The organism is Acinetobacter sp. 8I-beige, from assembly GCF_902505955.1.
GTDB lineage: Bacteria > Pseudomonadota > Gammaproteobacteria > Pseudomonadales > Moraxellaceae > Acinetobacter > Acinetobacter johnsonii.
Genome location: NZ_LR732792.1, coordinates 1,224,292 through 1,239,147 on the forward strand (window position 1 = coordinate 1,224,292; position 14,856 = coordinate 1,239,147).

Consider the following 14,856-nt stretch of genomic DNA (forward strand, 5'->3'; position numbering starts at 1 on the left):
CTATGAATGAACCTCAAGCCGTCCCATCGAGTCTGAAACGCAGCAAACGTTTTGCCACCATTGCCCTAATCACGGCAGTGGTGACATGGCTGCTGCTGATGGTCGTGGCCAAGTTTGTCCCCACAGACAAAGTCTGGATCATTCATATTTTAATGTTATCCGCAGAAGCAGGTGTAGTCGGCGGCTTGGCTGACTGGTATGCCATTACTGTGCTGTTCCGTAATCCCTTTGGGAAAATGCCAATTCCAAAGTTTTTACGCGATCACACCGAAATTATTCCTCGTAACAAAGACCGTATTGCAGAGTCTATGGGCCGCTTTGTACAAGAAAACTTTCTTTCTCCACAAGTGGTGGAAAAAAGCCTGCAAAGTACCGACCTGTCTTTGGCGGTTGGCCAATGGCTTGCCAACCCACAAAACAATCTGCAAGTCACCCAAGTCATTCAACAAACGGTGCCTAAAGTCTTTGAATTTGTGGGCCAAGAACAAATCGGACGCTTTATTCAAAGTAACAGCGTGCAGTGGGTGCGCAACACTCAAGTCAATCATTTGGCCAGTGAAATGCTGCGTGCAGTACTGGAAAATGATTTCCATCAAGATGTATTACAACGCGGACTCGACTTGGCACATGACTGGATGACCCAACATCCTGAACAAAGTCGTGAGTTGACCCGAACCTTGTTCAAAGAACTCGGGGTCTGGAAACTGGCCAAAGGGGCCAGTTGGATTGGCATCGATGTGCAGCAAAGAACCATCGACTCACTCATTCAACGAGTCGAGTCAATGTTGGCCGATCCTGAGCATCCGTGGCGTCAAAAGATTGAAGCGATAGGGCACGCGCTCATGCTCGAACTGGCAGACACAGACAGTAGGGCCAGCCAGCGTTTAAACCAAACCAAAGATGCCCTGCTAGATAGCCCACAAGTGCTGAATTTTATTAGCGGTGCAGTGGTCATTTTATGTGATGCCATTAAACAAGACCTACAAAAACCAGACTCTGGCATTGCTCACAACATCCGTGTATCCATTCAACAAATCGGGGAAAACATCATCTCCAATCAAGCCGTCAGAGACTTGCTTAATCAACGCCTCAGCGGCATTGCGGTCAATCTCAGCGACCAATACAGTGAAAAAGTCATTCGTTTTATCAGTGAACGTATTCACGAATGGGACTCCAGTGTGATGATTGATAAGATCGAAAATGAAGTCGGTGGCGACTTGCATATGATTCGGGTCAATGGTGTGGTAGTCGGTGCATTTATTGGCTTAGCACTGGGGATTATTCGCGCGGCAGTTGAACAGCTCTTATAAAAGCAATCCACAAAAATGTATGCTTTACCCCTGCCCTACATGCAAAATTTGCATAAGTAAAAGGGGATGAATATGCTATTTTGGGCTGATATTTAGACACTTTTAAGCATTCATGATTCAGTTGCCTTCATCTAAACTGCCTGCACAAGGCGTCACTATTTTCAGCACCATGACTGCCATGGCACAGCGCTTAAATGCCCTAAATCTATCCCAAGGTTTTCCAGACTTTGAAGCCCCCGCTGAACTGCTAGATGCTTTAGCACAGGCCACTCAAAGTGGTTTCAATCAGTATGCTCCGGGCGATGGGGTCTGGTTGTTACGCGAGCAACTGGCGCAACAATTTGCACAGCGCGATCAGATTCAGCTTGACCCGATGACTGAAATTACCATCACCCCAGGTGCAACCATTGGCCTTTTTGCCACCATTCAAGCCGTGGTTCATGCAGGCGATGAAGTCATCATTTTTGACCCCAGTTATGACAGCTATGCGCCAAGTGTGGCTTTGGTCGGGGGTAAGGCCATTCATATTGCGCTCCAAGCACCACATTTTTCGGTCGATTGGGAGCAGGTCAAATCGGCCATCACAGCCAAAACTAAGCTGATCATTATCAACACGCCACACAATCCGAGTGGTGCTATCTGGAGCAAGCAAGATTGGCTCACCCTGATTGAACTGATTCGCGACACCAATATTTTAGTCCTGTCTGATGAAGTCTATGAACATCTAGTATTTGATGGTCAACGTCACTATTCGGCGCTGTCTTTTCCTGAACTGCGTGAACGCAGTGTAGTGGTCGGGTCCTTTGGCAAAACCTTTCATGTGACGGGTTGGAAAACCGGCTACTGCGTTGCTACACCTACGCTGATGCAACTGTTCCGTCAGGTCTATCAGTTTGCCAACTTCTGCGGAGTCACCCCAGTACAACTGGCTTTGGCCAATTATATGCAGCAACATCCTGAGCATATTCAAAACTTAGCCGGCTTTTATCAAGCAAAACGCGATCGTTTTATTGAGGGTTTAACCGGCTCACGCTTTCAATGGCTACCTTCGCAAGGCACTTACTTTCAAAATGTCGACTACAGCCGCATTCGTCCCGATTTAAACGATGTTGAATTTTGCCACTTTCTGGCAGAGCAGCATGGCATTGTTGGCATTCCTGTTTCGGTGTTTTATCAGCAGGCACCAGAAGCACTACGCATGATCCGTTTTTGCTTTGCTAAGACCGATCAAACCTTGGCTCAGGCAGCTGAAATTTTGCAAAGCGTTTAAACCTTTTTTCAGCTTTGCTTTTGCACAAGACAGGCTTCGCTTACTGAAATACATCGGCTTTTCAGCGCCGAACTATGCTAGGGTAAGCCTTAGAAATGTAATAAAAATAACCTCAGGATGACTTATGTCAGCACACACCCCATTGGTGCAACAGCAAAAGCTATGGAAAGCCTTTTTTATTTTCCTGATGCCTTTGATTGCCACCAATATTCTGCAAAATCTGTCGGGTACGATTAATACCATCTTTGTCGGACAGATGATGGGTGTGCAGGCGATTGCAGCGGTTGCAGTGTTCTTCCCCATCCTGTTTTGCTTAATGGCCTTCGTAATTGGACTATCCGCGGGATCGACCGTCTTGGTTGGTCAAGCATGGGGCGCACAGAATATTGAAAAAGTCCGTGCGGTGGTCGGCTCCACTATTTTTATGACCCTCATTGGTGGCAGCTTTATTGCATTTCTTGGGGTAATTTTTGCGCGACCAATTTTATCGACTTTGGGTATCGATGAAGACGTCATGCATCTCTCGTTACCTTATGTGCAATGGATGTTGGCAGGTAGCCCTTTACTGTTTGTATATATTATTTATACCTCAATTTTACGCGGTGTCGGAGACAGCACGACACCTCTAATTGCTTCTGGCATGACCATCTTGATTGGGCTTTGTGTCACACCCGTTCTGATTGCGGGTTATTTTGGCTTTCCAAAACTGGGGATTGTTGCGCCTGCCATTGCGACCATTTTAGGCTTTGTTTCTGTGCTGACCTTTTTGTATTTCTATTTGAACTATAAACAGCACCCACTCCGACTCGATGCACAACTGCTACGTCATATTCGCTTTGACCGCCAGCTGAGTAAAATCATTCTGCGCTTAGGGGTTCCAACAGGTATTCAAATGATCACCACCTCGGTTGCGGGTCTTGTGATTGTGGGCCTAGTCAACCGCCACGGGGCCGATGCGACCGCAGCTTATGGTGCGGTCAATCAGGTTCTGAATTATATTCAATTCCCTGCTCTATCGATTGCCATTGCTGCATCGATTTTTGGTGCACAAGCCATTGGCGCAGGCAAATCCGAGTTATTGGCCAAAGTCACACGTACCGCGCTCGGCATGAACATCATCATTACAGGTTCCTTGGTGGTCTTGGCTTATCTTTTCTCCAAATACCTCATGGCACTCTTTATCACTGACCATGCAGTGGTTGAGCTAGGGCAACAGCTGTTGTTCATTGTGCTGTGGTCCATTTTATTCTTTGGTGCCAGTGCCATTTTTGCCTCCATTATGCGGGCCAGCGGTACAGTCACCATGCCCATGATCATCAATATCATTGCGATTATTGCGATTGAAGTGCCCTGTGCCTACTTATTTAGTGAATGGTGGGGACTGCAAGGTATTTGGTATGCTTATGCACTGGCCTTTGTCAGCTTATGCATTATGCAGGGGCTTTATTATCAATTTATTTGGAAGAAAAAGACCATTGAAACGCTCATTTAAAGCTAAACGGATATTTGATAAAACAGTTTTTTGACCATGACACTCATTAAAATTAAGCATAAAAGAACCCGCCAAAGCGGGTTTTTTACATCACAACATTAAGACTTTCTTTGGCTTAATTTGGTCGCAAAAGCCGTCACTTTTTGGTAGCCCGTTGGTAAGATGCGCTGAATCAAATCTAACGTTTTCGCATCATTGCCAATCAATAAACGACGCTTGTCTTTTTGTACTGCCTCTAAAATTTGACGCGCTGCTTCTTCAGGTGGACAGCGTAATAATTTATTAAAGGTCTGCGCAGACTTCTCAGGGTTCATCCCGATGCTACGCAAGCTGTCATTCACTTTGGCTGCATTGGCAATATTGGTTCGAATTCCACCTGGATGCACGCACAACGCGCTCACACCAGAGTTTTCCATATCTAACTCTTGGCGTAATGACTCGGTAAAGCCACGCACCGCAAATTTAGTGGCATTGTAAGCAGATTGAGTCGGTTGAGCGGTCAGACCAAATAAACTGGAAATATTGATGATATGCCCATCGCCTGTTTTCTTAATATAAGGCAAAAACTCTTTGGTGCCATAGACCACACCCCAGAAATTAATCCCCACGATCCATTCCAGCTCTTCATAGGATGCACCTTCTACGGTTGAACCCAAAGCCACGCCGGCATTATTAAAAATCATATTCACAGAACCATGATTTTGTACGGTTTCTTCAGCCCACGCTTGCATCGATAAACGGTCTGAGACGTCTAATTTTTTCGTGGTAACACGTACATTGCTGCCTTGTAGCAGTTCAACTGTTTTCGCCAACCCTTGTTCATTGACATCACTCAATGATACATGACAGCCCGCCTTGGCCAATAAAAGTGCCAATTGTTGGCCAATACCCGATCCTGCACCTGTAATTGCCGCGACTTTATTTTTAAAATTCTTCATGAGATTGTGGTTGTCCTTTATCTTTGTACATCGACTGTAGATGCTTTTTTTATAATTGACAATATCAATTGTCATAAATTTAATAGCCAAAAGTGTCAAGTCTATAAAAACCAGCTAGAGATTAAAGCCTACGCATAGGTAGAGTCGTGGTTTATTGCTAAACTATGCAAAACCTTGGCTTTAAAATAGGGCGATGAAATCTGATGACGGCATCTGAACCAGTACAACAAAACAGCGATAACAATAAAACCAAAGAAAGACAATTCAAGGGCTTATCTCTTTCTGAACGTAAACAGCTGCGTCGTGAAAAATTGATTGAAGCAGGAATTGAAGCCTACGGCACTCACGGCTTTTTTGCCGTGACGGTGAAAGATATTTGTAATGAAGCCAAACTTACTGAACGTTATTTTTATGAGTCGTTTAAAAAAAGTGAGCAGCTGTTTCAAACCATTTTTTTAAAGCTGATCGATGAGTTACAGCACAATGTCATGCAAGCCATCATGCAAGCCTCTTCAGATCCACACAAAATGATTGATGCAGGACTGCGTGCCCTACTCACTACCTTAAAAGACAATCCCCGCATGGCGCGTATTATTTATATCGATGCAATGTTGGTCCAAGAATTACATAACCAAGCCACCATTCATGAAACCATGACCCGTTTTGACCGGATGATTCAAGCCTTTGTCATGCTGATGATGCCGCAAATTAACCGTTCCGAACGAGAAATTTCGCTGGTCGCCACAGGCCTCAATGGCTATGTTACGCAAATTGCGATCCGTTGGGTGGTCAGTGGGTTTAAACAATCCTTTGAAGAAGTTTTAACCTCCAGCCGTATTGTGTTTATTTCACTCCTAGAAACCTTTTCAGACCCGAATACACGGGCAAAATTGGATGTCTAAGACTTTTCACTTGGATGAGATCGGCATTTCCGAATGAAATTTAGATTAAACTTCCATTAATTTTAAATTCCAATATGACGATTTTTTGTCACATTTTTTTGCAAATTTCATCAATCGTCTGTTTTTTGCAATGATACTGTCATAATTAATCTTTGTAATAAGCCTGTCATAAAATTAAAACGGCCTGCCGTTACCTACAATAGGATATTGCGTTGTGAAAGATGACTACATTTTAATCGTCGATGATGAACTTCCCATTCGAGAAATGATTCACACCTCGTTGGATATGGCAGGCTTTCAATGCTTACAAGCCGAAGATGCAAAACAAGCCCACCAAATGATTGTGGATCAGCGCCCTGCTTTGATCTTGCTCGACTGGATGATGCCTGGTGGCGTCAGTGGCGTAGACTTATGTCGCCGTCTCAAGCGCGATGAAAATCTCTCTGAAATTCCAGTGATTATGCTCACGGCACGTGGTGAGGAAGACCATAAAGTACAAGGTCTGGACGCTGGTGCAGATGACTACATGACCAAACCGTTTTCGACCCGTGAATTGGTTTCACGGATTAAAGCCGTTTTACGCCGCGCTAATGCGCTCAGCGGTGAAAAATCCATTGATGCCAATGGCTTAATCTTAGATCCTGTCAGCCAACGGGTCAGCTTTGGCAACAATTTCCTCGACATGGGGCCAACTGAGTATCGTTTATTGGCCTTCTTCATGACTCATCCTGAACGTGCCTACACCCGTGCACAACTTCTTGACCAAGTCTGGGGCGGAAACGTGTATATTGAAGACCGTACCATCGATGTGCATATTCGCCGTTTACGTAAAGTGCTTGAGCCTTATGCGGCAGATCGCTTTGTGCAAACAGTTCGGGGTACAGGCTATCGATTCTCTACACGTGCGGATATCGCCCTAGGTTAATTTTGTTTTATGTATGAACCCTACCCGGTCCCTGAACTTGCACGCGAGCATAAAAAAACGCGATACAGCAGTTTATGGGGCTTTGCCAAACAGGACTTACGTCTCCTTGCCTTTTTCTTGCTGATTGCAAGCTTGATTGGCTTTGGCGTCGGTTATTTTTGGACGTGTATTTCCTTTGCTTTTGCCGTTTTTTTTATTCTGCAAATGCGCTCTTTGTATTTAGTCAATGACTGGATTTCCAATCGTCCCTACGAAGTTCCACCCAACCTTGGGGGCATTTGGGGGGCATTATTGTTCAATGTCTATCGTGCACAGCGCCAAGAACGGATTGTACAAGCGGAAATGGTCGGGTTGATTGATCGGGCGCAGTCATCCTTGGTCGCTTTGCAAGAAGCTGTGGTGCTGATCGATGACATGCAACAAATTGAATGGTGGAACCCTGCTGCAGAACGGTTATTGGGCATCGAACAAAATGACCGTGGCCGTAATATTTTGACTTTATTACGCCAACCAAGTTTTGTGGATTATTACAATAATATTGATGCGGCACCAGATGGCTTAAAAATGAAGTCATCCAGTTTTGATGAACATTATGTTCAAGTCAAAATGACTCGATTTGGTGGAGAAAGTCGCTTACTGGTCGCCTATGACGTGACCCGCATGCACAATCTCGAACAAATGCGTAAAGACTTTGTCGATAACATTTCACATGAACTACGCACACCGCTGACGGTACTCAGTGGTTATATTGAAACCTTTACCGACCAAGAAGACCTCAACCCACGTTGGAAGCGGGCCTTTGACCAAATGCAGGCACAAGCCAAACGCATGAATGCCTTGGTGAATGATTTGCTATTACTGTCACGCCTAGAAAATGACAAGCAAATTGCTAAAAATCAAATCATTGATATGCCTAGCTTAATGAACCAACTTTATGACGACGCACATGCCTATAATATTGATTATGGGCATACGCTCAATCTCGACATCGACAGTCACTGCGACTTGATCGGTTCAGATATGGAGTTGGCCAGTGCTTTTAGTAATCTGATTACCAATGCCATCAAATACACGCCGAAAGGTGGAACGGTGACCATGGGTTGGCATGACAATGGTGAGCAAGCTTATTTTACCGTGGAAGATACTGGCATAGGCATTGATCCTAAACACCTGCCCCGTTTAACCGAACGCTTCTACCGTGTTGACAGCGCGCGCAGTCGACAAACGGGTGGCACAGGCTTAGGACTCGCAATTGTGAAACACGTGTTAATGCAGCACCAAGCACATTTAGAAATTGAATCTAAAGAAAATCAAGGCTCTATTTTTAAAGTGATTTTCCCCAAAGAACGCACCTATAATCCTGAATAAGCCTTTCTTCAAAAGCATGAAAAAAGCACCGATATCGGTGCTTTTTTGTCTCTCACCTTCCGTTTAACAAGGACGGTGACCGAGAGCTGAAACGATTAAACTGTATGTCCCATCGCTTCACCCATCACCACAGTCGAGTTGGCTTTAAAGGCTGCATCCCACGTCATTTTGTCTTTTTCAAACAGTACCACAGCAGTTGAGCCTAAGTAAAAGCGACCCAGTTCAGCGCCTTTGTCTAAGAACAAGTTATGCTGATTTAGCTCTAAACGGCCAGTAGGTTTCACTTTTCCTGTTGCAACCGTTTCAATCCCCGCCACAATCATGGCGCCAACGAGGACCACGGCCATACGGCCGATTTCCGTATCAAATAAACAAACCATCCGTTCATTGCGGGCAAACAGGCCTGGAATGTTTTCAGCAGTGGTTTGATTGACCGAGAACAATTCACCCGGCACATATAAGGTTTCCGTCAATGTGCCTGCAAATGGCATATGCACACGGTGATAATCTTTAGGCGATAAATACACCGTTGCAAACTGACCATTTTTAAACGGTTCAGCCAACTGCGGATCTGCAATTAAATTATCAACGGTGAATTTTTGTCCTTTGGCTTGGAAAATATCACCTTCCACAATGGGACCCAACTGTGAAATCGCACCATCCGCAGGCGATACAATACTGGTCGCATCGGTATCAATATCACGTACACCCTCTTTTAATGCACGGGTAAAAAACTCATTAAAAGACTTGAACTTCAGTGCATTGGTCTGCTCAGCAATCGACATATCAATGCCGTACTGCGCTTTAAACGCAGTGATGACCGCATTTTTCACAATCGGATTTTCGCTGGCTGCGACTCTGCCCACGACACGTGATAACTGATGTTGGGGTACAACACGTTGAGCTTGAATGAAAATTTGTTTTTTTAAGCGTGATGTGAGGCTCAAGACGGCATCTCTCCGGTAATGATAGGACTGTCGAGGCGGTTGCCCCATTCACTCCACGCACCGTCATACGCTTGAATATTCCAACCCAATAAACGACCTAAAATATAAGCCAGTCCTGAACGATGATGTGACTGACAATACACCACCACAGGTTCATTTAAGTTAAAACCCAATTGCTCTAAGCGTTGCTGCGTGCGTTCTAAAGGGTGCAATCTTAAATGATTTTCACGGTTAAGGGCAGTACTCCATTCAAAATGTAGTGCATTTGGAATGTGACCACCGCGTCGCGCTGCAAGACGCAGGCCCGTATATTCATCTTCTGTTCGGCAGTCCCAGAGTTGAACCTGACTGCTTTGAACCTTCTCTAATAACTCAGCATATTCAATTCGATACTGCTGTATTTTGGCTTGATCGACCTGCACCAAAGCACTGACAGGTTCAAACTGTTCCACGTCCGAAGTGGTTGGAAATCCTGCTGCAAGCCATGCATGAATTCCACCATTCAGCAGACTGGTATTTTCAAAACCTAAGCAGTGTAAATTCCAAATCAAACGTCCTGCCCAAGCACCACCTTCATCATCGTAGACCACCACATGCTGCTCGGGTGAAATATTCAGATAACGAATCAGCTCTTGTAAACCGTCTACATCGGGAAGTAGACCGGTGGCTTGTTCGTCTTGGCGCACCAAAAATCTCGGCTTTAAATGCAAAGCATGAGGAATATGCAATTGGTCATAGACTGAAGCACGACTTAAATCTACGATGCGTAATTTGTCATTACCTAAATGCGGAACCAACTGCTCTGCGTCTATCAACAAGCCAAAATCAAAGGCAGAATGTGTCATATTATTTCGTATGTTTTCAGATCATGCTTTGATCTTAGCACAACTCATTTTTACAATTATTCTGATTTTTTGCATTCTTTTAGCAGAATTATAGATATCACTATTCACCAGTTTTTTAATACAACAATGCCAGAACGGATTCTGGCATTGCATGTATTCTGGATTAATTGGCTTCTGCTTCAGCAATCTCAAAAACCTGACGTAAATACGCCAAAAAAGTATCGTTATCTGTCATGGTTTTACCTGGACTGTCTGAAATTTTCGCAACCGACTGGCCATTACACTCGACCAATTTAAGCACAATATTTAAAGGAGTTTGTCCCATATCATTGGTCAAATTGGTGCCAATCCCGAAGCTGACTTGGAAGCGATCTTTGAAATAGTTGTGCAGATCCCACGCTTTCTCTAAATTCAGTCCATCACTAAACGTGAGCATTTTGGTTTTACTATCAATTTTCAGCTTTTTATAGTGAGCATAGGCTTTATCACCCCATTCATAAGGGTCGCCACTGTCATGACGTAAACCATCGAACAGTTTAGCAAAGTACAAGTCAAAATCACGCAGGAATGCATCCATTCCGACTACATCCGTCAAAGCAATACCTAAATCACCACGGTACTCTTGTACCCAAGTTTCCAGTGCTGATTTTTGGAAATTACGTAAACGTACATCCAGCGCTTGGAATGCTTGTAGGAATTCATGCGCCATGGTCCCAATCGGGGTCAGACCCAATTGCTTTGCAATTAAGACATTGCTGGTGCCACGGAAAATATGCGGTGCAGCTTGATTAAACACTTCAATCACATGTTTTTGCCATGCCAAACTATAGCGGCGCCGCGTGCCAAAATCAGAGACTAAAAATGGGGGATCATTTGGCGTTTGCGATGTTTCATAGTGTTTTAATAAAGCCACTTTGGCCTGTAGTCGACGTTCACCCTCAGCCATGACCTCTTCGCTTCGAATACGGCGGAAATACAACTCATTGACGATGGCAAGCACAAAGATTTCAAACATCATAGCTTGAACCATCGGCCCCTCAATTCGAATGTCTAAACGGCCTTGGTGATCGATACTGGCCACAATAAAACGGCGTTTGAGCTGAAACAACTCTAAATAATCGACAAAATCACTTTTGATAAAGCGCAAACCGCGCAGGTATTGCAGTTCATCGTCTTGAAAACGTAATTGGCAGAGCAAATCTAATTGGTGATTTAAATCCTCGAGAATGTCGACCAAAGGATAGACCGTGTCATCCAAATTACGACAACGGAACTGGTACACACTATGCGCTTGGGGAAACTTATGCAGGACCACCTGTAGCATCGTAAATTTGTACAGATCAGTATCTAATAAGGATTGGATGATGGCAGACATATCATTTTCGGTTTTTAGCAACTTATTGCATTAAAGCACATTTTTTTAAACTGCATAGCCATGTTTTGGTAATTCGGCCTTGCTATTCGACCAATTACTCGGTACATCCCTTGTTTCTCTCTATTCAGAATCCAAGTGTTGATGCCCTTGCTGTCATCGCTTTTGGTCTATGCTCTTTTACTTAAACATTGCTGTGAATATCAACGCAATTGCCTTGTTTTTTCAATCGATATCTCTCCTGTGCTGCACTGGGTTTGCTACAATTTCAGTCTGCACAATCAAATGGTAGATAGAATCAGTCATGCGGGCCTTATTACAACGCGTTCTCGAAGCCAAAGTGGTGGTCGATGGTGAAACCACAGGCGAAATTCAACACGGTATCTTGGTTTTCTTAGGTCTGGGGAAAGAAGACACTTTAGACAAAGGCAAAAAGCTGATCGATAAAATTTTAAAGTATCGTTTTTTTGACGATGAGCAAGGCAAAATGGGCTGGAATGTCAGCCAAGCTGGTGGGGGTATTCTTCTGGTTTCTCAATTCACCTTAATGGCGCACACCCAAAAAGGTTTACGTCCTGACTTTGGACCAGCCATGCCACCGAATGATGCCGAGGCCTTATACGAACAACTGGTTGAATATACCAAGACCCAGTTTGAGCATGTGCAAACCGGTATTTTTGCTGCCGACATGAAAGTACATTTGGTCAATGATGGGCCCGTAACTTTCAATTTAGAAGTCGAATAAAGTACCACGCATAAAAAAGCCCTCGATAGAGGGCTTTTTCGATTTCATCGCGCTCAATCTCCCTTTTATAAAGGAGCAGAAATCGAGGCGTTTAAAAAATATTTTTACTTACCGGTTTTTTCTTTCAAAAACGCGCGAGCGGCTTTAATTTTTGCTTTCACAGGCTTTGGTAGCTTTGGTGGAACCAATTTTGCAACTTGGTTGAACCAAACCAATAGACCAAAATCACCTTCCATTTTAATGCTGCCGTTTTGCATGCCCGTCATAAATGCGGTCGGGTCGCCTTTGATTAAAGTTTTCACACCCTGCTCACTGTCCGCAAACTGTAAAATAAAATCGGCTTTTTCAGCATCACCTGAAACGGTATCAATCTGACCATTGTTCACAATAATTTGGCGTGCCATACCCAAATCCGTACCAATTTGAATACGGAACTGACGTTCATGAACTAATTCAATAAATTTTGGACTGGTACGCGCCAGCTGTTTCATACGAAGTGCCAAACCAGTAACCATTAAATCCAGCGGATCCGTGCTGACATCAACCAATGGAAGTTTAACCACAGGAATTGAAGATAGTTTCATGACATGAAAGCCTATTGTAATTGTTGATAAATTGACTGTTTTCAATGCTACCACAAGTTGCCATTTTTACCGCTAGGCTTTGTATAACAATCATGTAAGAACGTAAAAAAGATGCACAGGGCATCTTCTTTTACGGTCTGAGGTTATGACTTAGCGGCTAGAACACTGCTGTTGGTCATCTTCATATACAGGTGTATGTTCAATACAACGGCGCTGCGCCAGTGCACGTTCTGCGCGACGGTCTTCACGTAGAAGCAACATCGTCACAATAAACATCGCTGAAGTTAAAGCAGTTAAGTAGCTATAAGTGATCGGCATTTCAAACACTGCTTGCACACCTAGGCGAATGACTTCCAAGATTCCCCAAAACACCATACCCGCCACCATAAAACTCAACCAGCGACGATAAGGCGAAAAGAAAACAGCAATTAACGCAGCGGCGACTAAACTTAAGCCAACGATGGTTGCTAAATTCGCTGTTACCATAAAAACCTCCGTCTAAGATAAATTCAGGCGACTGATACACTGTGCTGAACTCATCCCCGATACCGTTTAAAATTAATGGATTGTGTAGCTTTCAAACTCTATGCATGCATTATGAGCAGTTTTGAAAAGAAAAAAAGGCTTGTATTTTTAGAATGCGACATACCTTGTCGCCATATTATATTGTCATTACATTTTTTTAGATTTGAACTTTTCCAAAACAAAGACGCGCTGAGTCTTGGCGTGTCATTACAAAATAAACCCCGTATTTTCAGCGCTTAAAAATATTTTTTCCAATTCTGTTGATCGTTGTTTTTATCGACATTTTTCACTGACCGCTCATCGTTTTTCGCTTAAATTTGCAACAAAAAAACGCAGCTCAAAGTCTGCGTTTTTGATAACACCGAGATGCTTTAAGCACGATTTAAATCTTTATCGTGCACACCCAATAAATACAACACCCCATCTAAGCCGACACTTGAAATGGCTTGATTGGCGTTTTGTCTCACCAGCGGTTTCGCACGGAAAGCTACACCTAGGCCAGCAATCGACAGCATCGGTAAATCGTTCGCACCATCTCCTACTGCAATCGCCTGCTCAAGAGAAATGCCCATCTTATCGGCTAACTCACGTAATAATAATGCCTTACGTGCACCATCGACAATGTGACCTTTAACTTCGCCCGTCACCAACCCATTGTCAACGTCTAGGACATTGGCATGAACTTCGTCAATACCAAGTTTGGCTTGTAGATACTCTGCAAAGTACTGAAAACCACCCGACAAGATAGCCGTGCGGTAGCCCAACGCTTTTAAAGTCGAAATTAAGCGTTCAGCACCTTCTGTAACGGTCAGACGTTCTGCAATTTTAGGTAGGACAGAGGCATCCATCCCTTTGAGCAGTGCGACACGTGCACGGAAGCTTTGCTGGAAATCTAGCTCACCCTGCATTGCACGTTCGGTAATTTCAGCGACTTGTGCGCCGACACCCGCTTCAATCGCCAACTCATCAATCACTTCTTGCTCGATTAAAGTCGAGTCCATGTCAAAACACACCAAACGGCGGTTACGACGGTAGGCATTGTCTTCTTGTACCGCTACATCGACATTTAGTTCATGTGACAAACGTAAACAAGCTGCACGCATGGCTGCGGCATCCAGCATTTGACCACTTAAACCGAATTGAACACAGGCGCGTTTCGGCCCATCGACTTCGCCATTTAAGACTGGACGACCAGACAGACGGGTCACGGTTTCGATGTTGAAACCTTGGTTGGACACAATATTTGTAACTGCTTGTAAGTGAGACGCTTCAAGCTCTGGCGCCAAAGCCGTGACGATATAACGCGTCCGTCCACCTTCACTCACCCACTGGTCATATTCAGTTGTAGTGATTGGTTTAAAACGTACAGTTAAACCAATATCATGTGCTAAAATTAGAATTTCCTTCATGGCCAAAGCTGTTGCAGTTTGGTCATCTGAAGAAATAACAATACCTAAGGTCAATTGGTTATGAATAACTGCTTGTCCGACATCTAAAATTTGTAATGAATGAGTGGACAATACCTGCATTAATCGAGTGAACTGATTAGGTTGGTCTGGTCCTAAAAATGAAATAAGAATGATTTCTCGCATGAATTGACTCGGGTCTGAGCTACGACTATTGTTAGAATCAT

General features: G+C 44.0%; 14 protein-coding genes. 7 read left to right on the forward strand and 7 right to left on the reverse strand.

Going from position 1 to position 14,856, the window contains the following annotated elements:
* Nucleotides 1-2: 2 nt before the first annotated feature.
* From GVX98_RS16180 to GVX98_RS16190, 3 genes are all read left to right on the forward strand, one after another.
* Entirely contained in the window at nucleotides 3-1,310 is a 1,308-nt protein-coding gene (locus tag GVX98_RS16180; protein ID WP_159128659.1) for a DUF445 domain-containing protein, read from the forward strand.
* A gap of 112 nt (nucleotides 1,311-1,422) precedes the next feature.
* Nucleotides 1,423-2,580: a methionine aminotransferase gene (locus GVX98_RS16185; protein ID WP_159128660.1), complete on the forward strand. Its 1,158-nt coding sequence runs from the start codon at nucleotides 1,423-1,425 to the stop codon at nucleotides 2,578-2,580.
* Nucleotides 2,581-2,704: 124 nt separating this feature from the next.
* On the forward strand, nucleotides 2,705-4,072 hold the full coding sequence (locus GVX98_RS16190) for an MATE family efflux transporter (RefSeq protein ID WP_159128661.1): 1,368 nt from the start codon (nucleotides 2,705-2,707) through the stop codon (nucleotides 4,070-4,072).
* Between the two features lie 98 nt (nucleotides 4,073-4,170).
* Here the strand turns inward: GVX98_RS16190 and GVX98_RS16195 are convergent, their stop codons facing one another.
* Nucleotides 4,171-5,010: an SDR family oxidoreductase gene (locus GVX98_RS16195; RefSeq protein WP_159128662.1), complete on the reverse strand. Its 840-nt coding sequence runs from the start codon at nucleotides 5,008-5,010 to the stop codon at nucleotides 4,171-4,173.
* Nucleotides 5,011-5,213: 203 nt separating this feature from the next.
* On the opposite strand from GVX98_RS16195, the gene GVX98_RS16200 reads away from it, so the two are divergent.
* The 3 genes from GVX98_RS16200 to phoR all read left to right on the forward strand — a co-directional run bounded on the left by GVX98_RS16200 (nucleotide 5,214) and on the right by phoR (nucleotide 8,205).
* Entirely contained in the window at nucleotides 5,214-5,912 is a 699-nt protein-coding gene (locus GVX98_RS16200; protein WP_151835583.1) for a TetR/AcrR family transcriptional regulator, read from the forward strand.
* Between the two features lie 214 nt (nucleotides 5,913-6,126).
* Nucleotides 6,127-6,837 (forward strand): phosphate regulon transcriptional regulator PhoB, encoded by a 711-nt coding sequence (gene phoB, locus GVX98_RS16205; protein ID WP_004691794.1) that lies wholly within the window; start codon nucleotides 6,127-6,129, stop codon nucleotides 6,835-6,837.
* 9 nt (nucleotides 6,838-6,846) lie between these two features.
* On the forward strand, nucleotides 6,847-8,205 hold the full coding sequence (gene phoR, locus GVX98_RS16210; RefSeq protein WP_004691795.1) for a phosphate regulon sensor histidine kinase PhoR: 1,359 nt from the start codon (nucleotides 6,847-6,849) through the stop codon (nucleotides 8,203-8,205).
* Nucleotides 8,206-8,300: 95 nt separating this feature from the next.
* On the opposite strand, the gene asd is transcribed toward phoR, so the two are convergent.
* The 3 genes from asd to pncB form a co-directional block, all read right to left on the reverse strand.
* The gene (gene asd, locus GVX98_RS16215) at nucleotides 8,301-9,152 is read right to left on the reverse strand and encodes an archaetidylserine decarboxylase (protein ID WP_159128663.1); all 852 of its coding nucleotides are present in this window, start codon (nucleotides 9,150-9,152) and stop codon (nucleotides 8,301-8,303) included.
* Complete coding sequence (locus tag GVX98_RS16220; protein WP_159128664.1) at nucleotides 9,149-9,997, reverse strand: sulfurtransferase; 849 nt, start codon at nucleotides 9,995-9,997, stop codon at nucleotides 9,149-9,151. Before GVX98_RS16220 ends, asd begins: the two co-directional genes overlap by 4 nt.
* A 163-nt stretch (nucleotides 9,998-10,160) precedes the next feature.
* Nucleotides 10,161-11,372: a nicotinate phosphoribosyltransferase gene (gene pncB / locus GVX98_RS16225; protein ID WP_159128665.1), complete on the reverse strand. Its 1,212-nt coding sequence runs from the start codon at nucleotides 11,370-11,372 to the stop codon at nucleotides 10,161-10,163.
* A 301-nt stretch (nucleotides 11,373-11,673) separates the two neighbouring features.
* On the opposite strand from pncB, the gene dtd reads away from it, so the two are divergent.
* Nucleotides 11,674-12,114, forward strand: a complete 441-nt coding sequence (dtd, locus tag GVX98_RS16230) for a D-aminoacyl-tRNA deacylase (RefSeq protein WP_126034778.1) — start codon at nucleotides 11,674-11,676, stop codon at nucleotides 12,112-12,114.
* Nucleotides 12,115-12,218: 104 nt separating this feature from the next.
* On the opposite strand, the gene GVX98_RS16235 is transcribed toward dtd, so the two are convergent.
* The 3 genes from GVX98_RS16235 to serB form a co-directional block, all read right to left on the reverse strand.
* On the reverse strand, nucleotides 12,219-12,698 hold the full coding sequence (locus GVX98_RS16235; RefSeq protein WP_004691804.1) for an SCP2 sterol-binding domain-containing protein: 480 nt from the start codon (nucleotides 12,696-12,698) through the stop codon (nucleotides 12,219-12,221).
* 150 nt (nucleotides 12,699-12,848) lie between these two features.
* A complete protein-coding gene (aciT, locus tag GVX98_RS16240; protein WP_159128666.1) occupies nucleotides 12,849-13,184 on the reverse strand; it encodes a ciprofloxacin tolerance protein AciT in 336 nt (111 codons plus the stop codon).
* A 410-nt stretch (nucleotides 13,185-13,594) separates the two neighbouring features.
* Entirely contained in the window at nucleotides 13,595-14,815 is a 1,221-nt protein-coding gene (serB, locus tag GVX98_RS16245; RefSeq protein WP_131230867.1) for a phosphoserine phosphatase SerB, read from the reverse strand.
* Between the last annotated feature and the right edge of the window lie 41 nt (nucleotides 14,816-14,856).

Excerpts from the sequence above, each read along its gene's own strand:
- GVX98_RS16180 (WP_159128659.1), top strand. The coding sequence starts at position 3 with ATGAATGAACCTCAAGCCGTCCCATCGAGTCTGAAACGCAGCAAACGT.
- GVX98_RS16185 (WP_159128660.1), top strand. The coding sequence starts at position 1,423 with ATGATTCAGTTGCCTTCATCTAAACTGCCTGCACAAGGCGTCACTATT.
- GVX98_RS16190 (WP_159128661.1), top strand. The coding sequence starts at position 2,705 with ATGTCAGCACACACCCCATTGGTGCAACAGCAAAAGCTATGGAAAGCC.
- GVX98_RS16195 (WP_159128662.1), bottom strand. The coding sequence starts at position 5,010 with ATGAAGAATTTTAAAAATAAAGTCGCGGCAATTACAGGTGCAGGATCG.
- GVX98_RS16200 (WP_151835583.1), top strand. The coding sequence starts at position 5,214 with ATGACGGCATCTGAACCAGTACAACAAAACAGCGATAACAATAAAACC.
- phoR (WP_004691795.1), top strand. The coding sequence starts at position 6,847 with ATGTATGAACCCTACCCGGTCCCTGAACTTGCACGCGAGCATAAAAAA.
- GVX98_RS16220 (WP_159128664.1), bottom strand. The coding sequence starts at position 9,997 with ATGACACATTCTGCCTTTGATTTTGGCTTGTTGATAGACGCAGAGCAG.
- pncB (WP_159128665.1), bottom strand. The coding sequence starts at position 11,372 with ATGTCTGCCATCATCCAATCCTTATTAGATACTGATCTGTACAAATTT.
- dtd (WP_126034778.1), top strand. The coding sequence starts at position 11,674 with ATGCGGGCCTTATTACAACGCGTTCTCGAAGCCAAAGTGGTGGTCGAT.
- GVX98_RS16235 (WP_004691804.1), bottom strand. The coding sequence starts at position 12,698 with ATGAAACTATCTTCAATTCCTGTGGTTAAACTTCCATTGGTTGATGTC.
- aciT (WP_159128666.1), bottom strand. The coding sequence starts at position 13,184 with ATGGTAACAGCGAATTTAGCAACCATCGTTGGCTTAAGTTTAGTCGCC.
- serB (WP_131230867.1), bottom strand. The coding sequence starts at position 14,815 with ATGCGAGAAATCATTCTTATTTCATTTTTAGGACCAGACCAACCTAAT.